We start from the raw sequence: 12,634 nt of genomic DNA on the forward strand, positions 1-12,634 counted from the left end.
GAGGCCACGATGGCAGGCTCCCGCTCCTCCAGCATGCGCGGCTCGCGCTCGCGACGCGCGATGGCCGACATCAACGTCGTGCCGTACATCGACGTGATGCTCGTGCTGCTCGTGATCTTCATGGTCACGGCGCCGCTCGTCGCGCCGTCGATCGTCAACCTGCCGACCGTCGGCGGCGCCGCGCCCCAGCAGCAGACGCCGCCCGTGATCGTCAACATCCGCGCGGACGGCAACATGAGCGTCAAGTACAAGGACGACTCCGGCACGCAGCAGCAGGAAGACATGACGAAAGCCGGCCTCAAAGGTTTCATCGCCGATCGGGCACAATCGCACCCCGATCAGCCCGTCGTGATCGCCGCCGACAAAACCGTGAAGTACGAAGTCGTGATGAACGTGATGTCCGAGTTGAAGGCTCAGGGCGTCAAGCGCGTTGGATTGCTCGTCAAATCGCAATGATCCGCAAGAACACCGAATATCCGCTTCAGCCACCGCGTGAACGCGGCACCGGGCGAGCATTTCTGTTCGCGCTGGTGATGCATGCGCTGCTCGGATTCTTCCTGTATCACGGCATCCAGTGGCAGAACAGCACGCCCGAGGGCGAGCAGGCGGAACTGTGGACCGAGGTGCCGGATTCGGCGATCCCCCCGCGTCCGATCGTCACGCCGCCGCCCGCGCCGGTCGTCCCTGCCCCGCCCGTGCGCGACGAGCAGGCCGACATCGCGCTGCAGGAAAAGAAACGCCAGCAGCAGGAAGCGGCTCGCGCCGCGCAACTCGCCGAGCAGCAGCGCCAGCTGAAGCTGAAAGAGCAGCAGGAAGCGGAAGCGAAGCGTCAGCAGCAACTGGCAGCCGACCAGGCGGCCCAGCTCGCCGCGCAGAAGGCCGCGAAGCTCAAGCAGCAGCAGGCACAACAGCAACAGCAGCAGGCCGAGAAGCTCAAGCAACAGCAGCTTGCCGAGCAGCAAAAGCAGCAGCAACTGAAAGAACAGCAGGAGCAGCAGCAGAAGCAGGCTCAGGCGGACGCGCAGAAGAAGGCTGACGCCGAGAAAGCGGCGAAGGCGAAGGCGCAAGCCGATGCGGCCGCGCAGGCGAAGAAGCAGCTCGACGCCGAGCGTCGCGCGCGGCTTGCGCAGATGCAGGGCGTCGCTGGGGGCGTGGGCGGCAGCAGTTCAAGCAGCAACGGCCTGGGCAAGAGCGGCACGGGTAGTGGTTCGGGCGGCAACGCGGCATCGCCGGGTTATGCGGACAAGGTGCGCCGGCTGGTGCTTCAGCATGTGACCTGGGGCGGCGAAACGGAAGGTCTGGAGACCGTGATCGCCGTGCGTTGCTCACCGGATGGCAATCAGCTGAGCGCGAACATTACCCACAGCAGCGGCAACGCTGCGTGGGACGCCGCTGCGTTGCGGGCGGTGAAGGCCTCCGATCCGATGCCTCGGGACGTCAATGGCAAGACGCCGGACTTCTTCACCATCACGCTGCGTCCGGCAGCCTGACAGCCGACCGACACCCACCGCCGCGCCCCACCAGGCGCGGCGGTGGGTGGGAACGAAATAGCCGTTTTCCGGTCTGTCTGCTGTCTTCGAGTATTAAGTAAACCGTTTTGAGGAACCCATACAGCATGAGTTTGATGACCAAGCTAGGCCTGCGAACACTCGTGGCAACGTGCCTGATCGCCGTCGGCGGCGCCGCCAACGCACAACTCAACGTCCTCGTGACGGGCGTCGGATCCACCCAGTTTCCGATTGCAACGGCGAATTTCGCCAATGAAGCGAACTCTCCGCAGCAGGTCAGCACGATCGTGCGTCAGGATCTGCAACGCAGCGGCAAATTCACGAACATCGACGCGGGCTCGTCGCCGGTGTCCGAGACCGATTCCGTCGACCTCGGCGCGTGGAAGGCGAAGGGTGCCAACGCATTCGTCGCGGGCAGCGTGAACCGCCTGCCGAACGGCCAGTACGAAGTGCGCTTCAAGCTGTACGACACGGTCAAGGGCGAAAGCCTCGGCGGCCTCGTGCTGGTGAGCCCGGAGAGCGGTCTGCGCATGAGCGCGCACAAGGTCGCCGACTACATTTACGCCAAGCTGATGGGCAACCGCGGCGTGTTCGCGACGCGCCTGTCGTACGTGATCAAGTCGGGCAACCGCTACCAGTTGCAGATCTCGGATTCCGACGGTCAGGACGCGCATATCGCGCTGTCGAGCCCCGAGCCGATCATCTCGCCGGCCTGGTCGCCGGACGGCACCAAGGTCGCTTACGTGTCGTTCGAGAAGAAGAAGCCGATCGTCTATATCCACGACCTGCCCACGGGCAAGCGCATCGTCGTATCGGACCAGAAGGGCAACAACAGTGCGCCGGCGTGGTCGCCGGATGGCCGCACGCTCGCCGTCGCGCTGTCGCGTACCGGCAATACGCAGATTTTCGCGGTCAACGCGGACGGCAGTGGTCTGCGTCGTCTGACGCAAGGCAGCTCGATCGACACCGAGCCGACCTACTCTCCTGACGGTCAGTCGATCTATTTCACGAGCGACCGCGGCGGCGCACCGCAGATCTACAAGATGTCGGCGCAAGGCGAAAGCGCCGGCGGCGCGCAACGCGTCACGTTCACGGGCAGCTACAACACCAGCCCGCGTGTGAGTCCTGACGGCAAGGAGCTTGCCTACATCTCGCGCGTCGGCGGTGCATTCAAGCTGTACATCCAGGACCTGCAAGGCGGAACCGCCACGGGCCTGACGGACACTGCACATGACGAATCGCCGAGCTTCGCGGCGAACGGTCAGTACATTCTTTACGCCACTCAGGTGAACGGCCGTGGCGTGTTGGCCGCAGTATCGACCGACGGTCGCACTCGGCAGGTCCTGTCCGTTCAGGGGGGCAGCGTACGCGAGCCGTCCTGGGGCCCGTTTATGCAATAACGTTGATGCAATAACACAAGGAGAGTAATCAAATGATGTCCAAACTTCGTTTCGCATTCGCCGTCGTGATGGTCGGTGCATTGGCCGCATGTCACTCGGGCGTCAAGCTCGACGAAAACGCCAACAAGGGCGCAGGCTCGGCTCAACCGAACCCGAACGACGTCGCGACGGTCAACGTCGACCCGCTGAACGATCCGAACAGCCCGCTCGCGAAGCGCAGCATTTACTTCGACTTCGACAGCTACTCGGTCAAGGACGACTATCAACCGCTGCTGCAACAACACGCGCAATATCTGAAGAGCCACCCGCAGCGTCACGTGCTGATCCAGGGCAACACCGACGAGCGCGGCACCAGCGAATACAACCTCGCACTCGGCCAGAAGCGTGCTGAAGCCGTGCGTCGTTCGCTGTCGCTGATGGGCGTGTCGGATTCGCAAATGGAAGCCGTGAGCCTCGGCAAGGAAAAGCCGCTGGCAACCGGTCATGACGAAGCGTCGTGGGCACAGAACCGCCGCGCCGACCTCGTGTATCAACAGTAAGTCAACGGGTTATGAGCCGAATGACGCATCGTTTCTCCTGGCTGCGGTTTGCCGCAGCGGCCTGCGTCGCAGGCACGGCCCTCGCGGCCGTGCCCGCCCATGCGGGCATGTTCGACGACGATCAGGCCCGCCAGGCCATTCTCGATCTGCGCTCGAAGACCGATAGTCTGTCGAGCCAGCTGTCGGCGGCGCAACGCACGATCCTCGATCAGTCCAACCGTCTCGACCAGCTGAACCAGCAGGTCGCGACGCTGCGCGGGCAGAACGAGGACATGGCGAACCAGCTCACCACGCTGCAAAAGCAGCAGAAGGACTACTACACCGATCTCGATACGCGCCTGAAGAAATTCGAGCCGCAGCAGCAGACGGTGGACGGCGTCCAGGGCGAGGTGCAGCCGGGTGAAACCGATGCGTTCAACGCGGCTTCACAGCAATTCCGCAGCGGCGACTTCAAGAACGCGGCGACATCGTTCCGCAGCTTCATCTCCAAATATCCGACCAGCCCTTATCAGCCGACCGCGCAATACTGGCTCGGCAACGCGCTGTATGCACTGCGCGACTACAAGGGTTCGACGGCGGTCTGGCAAGGTGTCGTGGCCAAGTACCCGCAGCATCCGCGGGCGCCGGAAGCATTGCTCGCGATCGCCAACAATCAGCTCGAACAAGGCCAGAAGGCCGCGGCGAAAAAGACGCTCGAGCAGATCGTCTCGCAATACGCCGGCTCGGACGTCGCGCAGTCGGCGCAGAGCAAGCTGTCGCAGATCAAGTAGTTCGTGGCGGCGGATTGATCACGTTTTGATGTAGTTGTCGGCAGTAACGCGCAGTGCCCGAAGTCATAGTCACGCGCGCCTCTCGCTTGAAAGCCCGGGTAGTGATGCCCGGGCTTTTCATTTTGGCCTGATGGCCTTGCTGAGTTGACAGGTCATCGGCGCATCGCTATAATCTCGCTTCTCTTTTGGGTCGTTAGCTCAGCTGGTAGAGCAGCGGACTTTTAATCCGTTGGTCACAGGTTCGAATCCCGTACGGCCTACCAAAAGATTCAAGGGCTGACATGCGAAAGCATGTCGGCCCTTTTCTTTTTCCGTTGCCGCACGTGCAACAGATGTGCGCGCGGCAAGCGAGCCGCCTCTTCCCCGCCTCAAAGTAGCCGTCCGCCCAGGCCACTTCCCTCCCCCTCCGCGCCCCCACAAAACACCAGGCATCCCTTCAACGAAACAACGCGAAACAGCGCGAACCAGCAACCACGCGCCACTCCATTCTTATCTTTTTAGTAATTTTCGATTCATGTTTGTGCCACGGGTGGTTTGTAGCCTCGCGAGTTGCAATACCGGCTGCAACTTTAGCCGAACGTCGCATGGCCGCTCGGATAAGAGTTGTAATCGTCGCCGGGCCGCTTCGGCACGATCGGCTGCACGTCGCGGCTCGCGACGAAGGGCCGCGCGCGGCTGAAGAACTGCTTGCCGCCTTTTGCGACCCGCTCGGCATCGTGATCGACGGCCTCGAACAGCGCAGCGGTGTTCGGCAGACCGGTCTGGTGGAAGTCCGGCCCGAGCACATCCGCGAATCGGAACACGGACTTGATGGCGTCCGCCTTCGCGCGCGCCACCTGCTCCGGCGTGCGGCTGCGCTGCGCGCTCAGCACGGCGTCGAGATCGGCCTGCTGGCGCTCGGAACCATCGGCGCTAGGCGGCGCGAGCAGCGCGCCAAGCGGAATTTGACGGGCGTCGAGATAGCTCGCGTCCGCGGACGGTGCGGCGTAACTCGCCGCGCTTGCAGCGACGAAGAGTGAAGCAGCGAGCGGCAAACAGATAAGGCGTTTCATCGTGTGCGGAACATGAAGAGAGATTGCTGCGAAGTGGTACGGCGCTATCGCCGACAGAGGACACAACGTGATTCACCGCCTGAACGGCGCCGCCGATGCTAGTGCACACGCATGAACGAGCGGTGTCCGCAAACTTACAAACCTGAGCGCGCCGCATCGCTTCGCATGCGGATCGCGATATCGTTGGGTATCCGTAATAACAACTTGGTCGAATGTCCGTGCAGCGACGGCCGCCAACGCGGATCGATTTGAAATCGCCAAACGCTATGGTCTCGACGGCAGCGAACGCTGGGACTACGTGGCCTACGACGCAGTTCGCCAACACCTCTTCATCAGCCGCGACACGCACGTGCAGGTGATCGATACGCGCACCGGCAAACCAATCGGCGAAATCGCCGACACCGACGGCGTCCACGGCTTCGCGTTCGTCGAGGACCGCAAGCTCGGCTTCGTCACCAGCGGCCGCGCCAATACGGTGAGCGTCGTCGATCTCGACACGCTCAAGGTCGTCGACGTCATCAAGGCCGGCGGCCCCGACCCGGACGGCATTCTGTACGTGCCGGCCTTGCGGCGCATCTTCTTGAGCAATGGCCACGACGGCAGCGTCAGCGCAATCGACGTCGCGGCGCACAAGGTCGTCGCCACGATGAGCGTCGGCGGCAAGCCGGAGACGCTCGCGGCGGACAGTCACGGCCACGTGTTCGTCAATGTCGAAGATCGCGCCGAGATCGTCGAGATGGACGGCCGGTCCGCGACGGTGCACGCGCATTGGCCGCTCGCACGGTGCGAGTCGCCGACCGGACTCGCCATCGATCCGGCGAGCGAGCGCCTGTTTTCGGTTTGCGCCAATCACCGCATGATGATCGTCGATGCGACGTCGGGCCGTCGCGTGGCCGAGGTGCTGATCGGCGGCCACCCCGACGCGGCGGCGTTCGATCCGGCCTTGAAGCTCGCGTTCAGTTCAAACGGCGCGGACGGCACGCTGACGGTCGTCCATCAGGACGATCCGGACCACTACACGGTCGAGCAGAACATGCCAACGCTGGAAGGCGCGAAAACGATGGCGCTCGACGCGCAGCAGCACCGGATCTATCTGGTGTCGTCGAAGTTCGGCGCGGCCGAAGCGGCCACCGCCGCCAATCCTCATCCGCGCGCGATGGTCATCCCCGGCACGTTCGAAGTGCTCGAGGCGCAGCTCAAGGCGCGCTGACGGGCAAGCTCGGCGCACGCCCAGCCGCCGGTCGCGGCGGCTGGCGAAACGTCGGTTCGCCTAGATGAGGCCGTGCGCGACGCCGCCCGGCGTCGCCCAACGCTCCCGGTCGTTCGACACGCCGAAATCGGCCGTCAGTAGTGAAACGGTGGCCGAGCAGGCCGTCGCACGCTTTGCGCTGGCGCGTGCGACGATGCGTTGCTCGTGCACGTAGAAGAATTCGAGTTGGCGCGCATCGGACGCTTTTCGTTCGAGCTCGAACACATCCTCGAGCACGCGCCGCGACACGTGAAACCGCTGAAGGCCGCGGCCAAGCCGGATCTGAAAGACAACACCGTCGCTGTTATGCGGCACCGCTGCCCAGATGAGCGGAATGCTACTCATGGAGCCCCCGTAACTGGATCTGCATGTCAGGAACCATTGACGATTTCATCCTCGCATGCCTAAACGGACGGCGCGACTCGTCAAAATTTAAACAATATTGATTTGGTGTTTTCACCACAGTGCAGGTTTTGCGCGGCATCGCCTGATTGATTGAGGACGCACCAATCTGGAGCGAATCCTTACTCGACCGCCATACGCGACGCGCCTCTTCACCAGAAGACTGTTCCCACTTGATTGCGCCTCCGACCCCATTCATTTGATCGTATGGTTCGGCACCTCACAGACCATCCACGCCCTCCGCTCGCATGATCGCTTCACGACGCCTTCGAGCGTCCTGAAACAAAGAGAGAAAGAAGAGACGACAAAACGGCGAGCGCCTCCCGCAAACGATCGGGCTGCCCCGCCGCTCAGGGGGTACCCATGAAAGCTGGAAAAGTAATCTGGGTAGTGGCTTTGGCGTGTCTGATCGAAACGTCGCATGCGCAGGAGGTCTATCTGCAGGGCGGTACGCTAGGCATCGGGGTCGGCGCGGCGTGGAGCATCACGTCGTGGTTCGGCGTGCACGCGGACTTCAATGCGATCAATCTGTCGCACAACTTCGACGTCGGCGGCAACCGCTACGAAGACGGCATACGGCTGCGTCAAGGCGGTCTCTACAGCGATTTCTTTCCGTGGGCCGGCACCGGCTTTCGCGTGACCGCGGGCCTGCGTCTGACGGACAACGAAGTCAGCGGCAACTCGGTTCCGACCAACGGCATGTACGTATTCGAGGGCAAAGCCTCGCCGGCCTTCCCGGGCGAATACGCGACGGCGACCGCCCGATACCCGACCGCGATGCCCTACCTCGGCATCGGCTATGGCTTGCACCCGAGACCCAAAGGCTGGGGGCTCGTGGTCGATCTCGGTGTCGCCTACGGCATTCCGAAGACCTCGTACACAATATCGCCGGCACTGGCGCAGGTGGCCGGACCGGCGATGAGTCAGCAGATCATCAACACCGGATTGCAGCAACTGCGCGACAAGGCGTCGCCTTACCGGTGGTACCCGACGTTGCAGATCGGCATTTCATATCGCTTCTGAGAGCCAGCGCACGAAATCCGTTGCAGTACTATAAATTTGCAATTTACATTTCACATCAGAATTGCAAATAAAAGAAAACGAGAGAAAGAGCGACGGCAGCTTCGCTTTTTCCGGTTATTTATCGAGATGAAAAGATATGCAATGATCGCCGCCGACTCAGCGGAGCATGTCTGATGCTTGCGCGAGCAAACGTTCCGGCAACCCCACGGCGCATTGCTTTTTCATTGAACCGATAATGACCAACTTTCTGTTCGATCTGCTGTCGAACCTCGCTTTGCTCGCCATCGTATCGTTGGCCTGTCGGCTGTATAACCGGTTCGGGTCGGGCGCCCCGTTGAGCGGCCCGGCAATTTTCATCATGCTCGCGCTGATCGCGTGCGTGCTCGACGGCTTGTTGACCTTTGTCGTGTTCGCCGACGCGCAGAGCCGCTATGGACAATTCGTCCGGCCGACGTCGTTTGTTCAGCGTGCTGGCGCGTATGCGCTCGCAATCGTGATCGCGTTCTCGTGGCATCGCCTATCGGCGCGCCGGCGCGCGTTGAAAAACGCCCGGGACAAAGCGATTGTCATCCGCACGTCACCGTATTCCGAATCGCGGCTGCGCATGTAAGTGCGGCACGCCCCGCCCCGCCTTACACGTCCATCCCCGCCATGTTTCATCTCTCTATGGCCGCCCGCGCCCAAGGCAGGAACGGTCCTTGCGCATGCGGGCGGCGTCGGCTATAACTCCCGAAGACCGCGCGTTGTGGGTCATGGCACCACCGTCGTTCAATCCGTTGATGGCAACTTATAACGAGGAAACATCTTGGATATCGAAACCGTACGTGCATTCATCATGACCCGGGGCATCGACATCGGCACCAAGGTCATCGGCGCCATCGTGCTGTGGATCGTCGGCCGCTGGGTCATCGGGTTGATTTCCAACCTGTTGCGCAAGATGCTCTCACGCAACGGCAAGGTCGATCCGACGCTCGCCCATTACCTCGCATCGATTCTCGGCGCGTTGCTGAACCTGCTGCTCGTCCTCGCGATCCTGCAAATCTTCGGTGTGCAGACGACGTCGTTCGCCGCGTTGCTCGCCGGTCTCGGCCTCGCCATTGGTACTGCGTGGGGCGGCCTGCTCGCGCACTTCGCGGCCGGCGTGTTCATGCAGGTGCTGCGGCCGTTCAAGGTCGGCGATTTCGTCACGGCTGCGGGCGTCACCGGCACCGTCACGGAGTTGGGCCTGTTCGGAACGACGATCGTCACGCCGGACAACGTGACGACCATCGTCGGCAACAACAAGATCTTTTCCGACACGATCTCGAACTACAGCGTGCTGCCGTTCCGGCGCGTCGAGTTGACCGCAAAGATCGCCAACGGCGTCGATCCGACCGATGCGATCGCGCGTTTGAAAGCCGCCGTCGCGAAGATTCCGAACGTGGCCGAAAACCCGGCGCCGGACATCGAGGTCCTGAGCTTCACGCCGGAAGGACCGCTGCTGTGCGTGCGTCCTTACTCGTCCAACCAGAACTATTGGCAGGTCTACTTCGACACCAATCGCGCGATCGTGCAGACCTTCAAGGAAGCCGGCTACCCGACGCCAGAAACGCCGCTCGCACCGCGCGCGATCACGCGCGATTGATCTGATCCAACGTCCGCGCGGGCCCGACCCGCGTCGGCACGGCGGCATAAAAAAAGGCGTCGCGAGATTCGCGACGCCTTTTGCGTATTCAACAACCGGTTGTCAACGCGGACTCGTGTTCGCGCCATTCTTGCGCAGCATCTTCCACAACGCGCCGAGCACGACCGGCACGATCGCCGCGCCGATACCGACCAGCACGATCACATTCAGATACTGACGGATGAACGGGATGTTGCCGAAGAAGTAGCCGAGCAGCGTCAGCAGCAGCACCCACAACAGCGCGCCGACGACGTTGAACATCTGGAAGCGGCTCCACGTCATCGACGACGCGCCCGCGACGAACGGCGCAAACGTCCGCACGACCGGGATGAAACGCGCGAGCACGATGGTCTTGCCGCCGTGCTTCTCATAGAAGTTGTGAGTCTTTTGCAGCGCGGCGCGATCGAGAAAGCGCTCGAGCACCGGAATGTGCGAATTGAACACACGCGGTCCGATCGCACGGCCGATCAGATAGTTGGTCGTATTGCCGGCGACCGCCGCCACCAGCAGCAACAGGATCAGCAGGCCGAGATGCATCTGCCCGGTCGCGCAGAACGCGCCGCCGATGAACAGCAGCGAATCGCCCGGCAGAAACGGCAGCACCACGAGACCCGTTTCGGCGAACACGATCGCGAACAGCACCGCGTAGACCCAGGCGCCGTAGACCTGAATGAAGTCCCCGAGAAACTTGTCGATGTGCAGAACAAGATTGGCGAAATGTAGCAACGTATCCAAGGAACGTCCTTTTAAACCAGTGTGTGCGTAGAGGGAAGCGGCCGCCGCGCGACCCTGCAACAGGAGAAGCAAGCGGCGGGCCGACCACTGCGAATTGACCGCGACATGATACCGAAAGTGCCTCAGCGCGATTGAAAATCTGCTGATTGGACGTGCGCGCGGGCACTGTGCGCCGAATCGCTATAATTTCGCCATGTCCGAATTCTCCGAAACGCCTGCGGGCACCGCGGCCGCGGCCGCACCTTCCGAAGCCTCCAGCCCGGCGCCCGCGCCGCGTCCGCTGCGCGCGATCCAGCCGCTCCCCGATCAACTGATCAGCCAGATCGCCGCCGGCGAAGTGGTCGAGCGGCCGGCATCGGTGGTCAAGGAACTGCTCGAGAATGCGCTCGACGCGGGCGCGCAGACGCTGCGCATCCTGCTCGACGAAGGCGGCGTCAAACGCATCTCGATCACCGACGACGGCTGCGGCATCCCCGAGAACGAACTCGTGCTCGCACTGACGCGTCATGCGACCAGCAAGATCCGCTCGCTTGCCGAGCTCGAAGCGGTCGCGACGCTCGGGTTCCGCGGCGAAGCGCTGGCGTCGATTGCGTCGGTCGCGCAGATGAGCATCACGAGCCGCACGGCCGACGTGCCGCACGCGGTGCGCATCGACGCGGAAACCGGCGTGCTGAGTCCCGCCGCCGGCACCCAGGGCACGACGATCGAAGTCCGCGAGCTGTACTTCAACACACCCGCGCGGCGCAAATTCCTGAAGAGCGAACAGACCGAACTCGGCCACTGTCTCGAACAGATCCGCCGCGCCGCGCTCGCGCGGCCCGATGTCGCGATTTCGGTACTGCACAACGGCAAGGCCGTCGAACACTGGAACGCGAGCGAGCCGCCCGCGCGCGTCGCGAAGATTCTCGGCGACACGTTCGCGACCGCCCATCTGCCGCTCGACGAATCCGCCGGTCCGCTCGCGATCTACGGCTGCGCCGGTCTGCCGACCGCGAGCCGCGGTCGCGCCGATCAGCAGTATTTCTTCGTCAACGGCCGCTTCGTGCGTGACAAGCTGCTCACGCACGCGGTGCGTGCCGCGTATGAAGACGTGTTGCACGGTGAGCGTTATCCGTCGTACGTGCTGTTCCTCGATCTGCCGCCCGAAGGCGTCGACGTGAACGTGCATCCGTCGAAAATCGAGGTGCGTTTCCGCGATTCGCGCTCGATCCACCAGTTCGTGTTCCATGCGGTGCAGCGCGCGCTCGCGCGGCACGCGGGCGCGTCGCCGGAAACGACGGCGGGCGGGCATGCGGCACATCTTGAGCCGTCGGCCGGCGGATCGGCTTCATTTGGGTCGACGCCGCTCGGTGGGACAAGCGGCGTAGGCGACGGGATTGGCGCGGGCGCTGGTGTTTCGAGCAGCGCTGGCTTCGGCGCCGGCAGCGGCGGCGGCTTTGGCGGCGGCGGCAGCGGATTCAGCGCCTCAGGTGCAATGCAGCCCGGCAACACGTGGATGCGCCAGGCGCGCATGACGCAAGGCACGCTACCGGTCGCGCAACCGCTCGCCGGTTACGATGCGCTGTTCGGCCGCAAGGATCCGCTTGCCGGCCGGGTCGAAGGCGCGTCGCTGTTCGAAGCGCGCGACTCGGCAACCGACACGACTCCGCCGTACGATTCAGCACCGTTCGCAGCGCGCCTCGCATCCCCAGCATTCGACGCCACCGACGACCAGCCGCTCGGCTTCGCGCTCGGCCAGATCCACGGCATCTATGTGCTCGCGCAGAACCGCCACGGGCTCGTGATCGTCGACATGCATGCCGCGCACGAGCGCATCCTGTACGAGCAGTTCAAGAACGCGCTCGCCGATCGCGCGATTGCCGTGCAGCCGCTGCTGATCCCGCAGACGATGCAGGCCGATCCGGTCGAGATCGGCACGGTCGAGGAAGAGCGCGATACGCTCGATGCGCTCGGCTTCGACCTCGCGGTGCTGTCGCCGACCACGCTCGCGATCCGCGCGGTCCCCGCTTTGCTGAAGGACGCCGACCTGCAAGCGCTCGCGCGCGCGGTGCTGTCCGACCTGCACGCGTTCGGCGGCTCGCGCGTGCTGACCGAGCGTCAGCACGAACTGCTCGGCACGCTCGCGTGCCATCACGCGGTACGCGCGAACCGGCGCCTGACGCTCGACGAAATGAACGCGCTGTTGCGCCAGATGGAAGCGACCGAGCGCGCCGACCAGTGCAACCACGGGCGTCCGACCTGGTATCAGCTGACGCTGGCCGATCTCGATCGGCTGTTCATGCGCGGCCAGTAA

The 12,634-nt window shown here is 63.3% G+C and carries 13 protein-coding genes and 1 tRNA gene; 11 read left to right on the plus strand and 3 right to left on the minus strand.

The features are described 5' to 3' along the window. The first annotated feature begins 9 nt into the window (after positions 1-9). From tolR to EVC45_RS05080, 6 genes are all read left to right on the plus strand, one after another. A complete protein-coding gene (tolR, locus tag EVC45_RS05055; protein ID WP_013088523.1) occupies positions 10-456 on the plus strand; it encodes a protein TolR in 447 nt (148 codons plus the stop codon). After that, on the plus strand, positions 453-1,490 hold the full coding sequence (tolA, locus tag EVC45_RS05060; RefSeq protein ID WP_129956935.1) for a cell envelope integrity protein TolA: 1,038 nt from the start codon (positions 453-455) through the stop codon (positions 1,488-1,490). The genes tolR and tolA overlap by 4 nt, the downstream gene beginning before the upstream one ends. A gap of 125 nt (positions 1,491-1,615) precedes the next feature. Further along, entirely contained in the window at positions 1,616-2,908 is a 1,293-nt protein-coding gene (tolB, locus tag EVC45_RS05065) for a Tol-Pal system beta propeller repeat protein TolB (protein WP_129956936.1), read from the plus strand. A gap of 32 nt (positions 2,909-2,940) precedes the next feature. Beyond that, entirely contained in the window at positions 2,941-3,447 is a 507-nt protein-coding gene (gene pal, locus EVC45_RS05070) for a peptidoglycan-associated lipoprotein Pal (RefSeq protein ID WP_129956937.1), read from the plus strand. A gap of 20 nt (positions 3,448-3,467) precedes the next feature. Continuing rightward, positions 3,468-4,217 (plus strand): tol-pal system protein YbgF, encoded by a 750-nt coding sequence (ybgF, locus tag EVC45_RS05075; RefSeq protein ID WP_129956938.1) that lies wholly within the window; start codon positions 3,468-3,470, stop codon positions 4,215-4,217. Positions 4,218-4,404: 187 nt separating this feature from the next. Beyond that, a tRNA-Lys gene (locus EVC45_RS05080) sits at positions 4,405-4,480 on the plus strand. A 306-nt stretch (positions 4,481-4,786) separates the two neighbouring features. On the opposite strand, the gene EVC45_RS05085 is transcribed toward EVC45_RS05080, so the two are convergent. Further along, positions 4,787-5,269 (minus strand): hypothetical protein, encoded by a 483-nt coding sequence (locus EVC45_RS05085; RefSeq protein ID WP_129956939.1) that lies wholly within the window; start codon positions 5,267-5,269, stop codon positions 4,787-4,789. A 298-nt stretch (positions 5,270-5,567) separates the two neighbouring features. On the opposite strand from EVC45_RS05085, the gene EVC45_RS05090 reads away from it, so the two are divergent. Next, on the plus strand, positions 5,568-6,479 hold the full coding sequence (locus tag EVC45_RS05090; RefSeq protein ID WP_129956940.1) for a YncE family protein: 912 nt from the start codon (positions 5,568-5,570) through the stop codon (positions 6,477-6,479). 60 nt (positions 6,480-6,539) lie between these two features. Here EVC45_RS05090 and EVC45_RS05095 read toward each other — a convergent pair whose 3' ends face one another. Further along, positions 6,540-6,863 (minus strand): hypothetical protein, encoded by a 324-nt coding sequence (locus tag EVC45_RS05095; protein ID WP_129956941.1) that lies wholly within the window; start codon positions 6,861-6,863, stop codon positions 6,540-6,542. A 420-nt stretch (positions 6,864-7,283) separates the two neighbouring features. Here EVC45_RS05095 and EVC45_RS05100 point away from each other — a divergent pair, with 420 nt between their 5' ends. From EVC45_RS05100 to EVC45_RS05110, 3 genes are all read left to right on the plus strand, one after another. Then, positions 7,284-7,943 carry a hypothetical protein gene (locus tag EVC45_RS05100; RefSeq protein ID WP_129956942.1) on the plus strand — a complete coding sequence of 220 codons (660 nt, stop codon included), beginning with the start codon at positions 7,284-7,286 and terminating at the stop codon, positions 7,941-7,943. 235 nt (positions 7,944-8,178) lie between these two features. Further along, a complete protein-coding gene (locus tag EVC45_RS05105; RefSeq protein ID WP_129956943.1) occupies positions 8,179-8,553 on the plus strand; it encodes a hypothetical protein in 375 nt (124 codons plus the stop codon). Positions 8,554-8,748: 195 nt separating this feature from the next. After that, positions 8,749-9,567, plus strand: a complete 819-nt coding sequence (locus EVC45_RS05110) for a mechanosensitive ion channel family protein (RefSeq protein WP_129956944.1) — start codon at positions 8,749-8,751, stop codon at positions 9,565-9,567. Between the two features lie 102 nt (positions 9,568-9,669). Here the strand turns inward: EVC45_RS05110 and EVC45_RS05115 are convergent, their stop codons facing one another. Then, positions 9,670-10,341: a VTT domain-containing protein gene (locus EVC45_RS05115; protein WP_129956945.1), complete on the minus strand. Its 672-nt coding sequence runs from the start codon at positions 10,339-10,341 to the stop codon at positions 9,670-9,672. Positions 10,342-10,534: 193 nt separating this feature from the next. Here EVC45_RS05115 and mutL point away from each other — a divergent pair, with 193 nt between their 5' ends. After that, on the plus strand, positions 10,535-12,634 hold the full coding sequence (gene mutL / locus EVC45_RS05120) for a DNA mismatch repair endonuclease MutL (RefSeq protein WP_129956946.1): 2,100 nt from the start codon (positions 10,535-10,537) through the stop codon (positions 12,632-12,634).

The sequence above is a fragment of the Paraburkholderia sp. UYCP14C genome (assembly GCF_004197395.1).
In the GTDB taxonomy this organism is placed as follows: Bacteria; Pseudomonadota; Gammaproteobacteria; order Burkholderiales; family Burkholderiaceae; genus Paraburkholderia.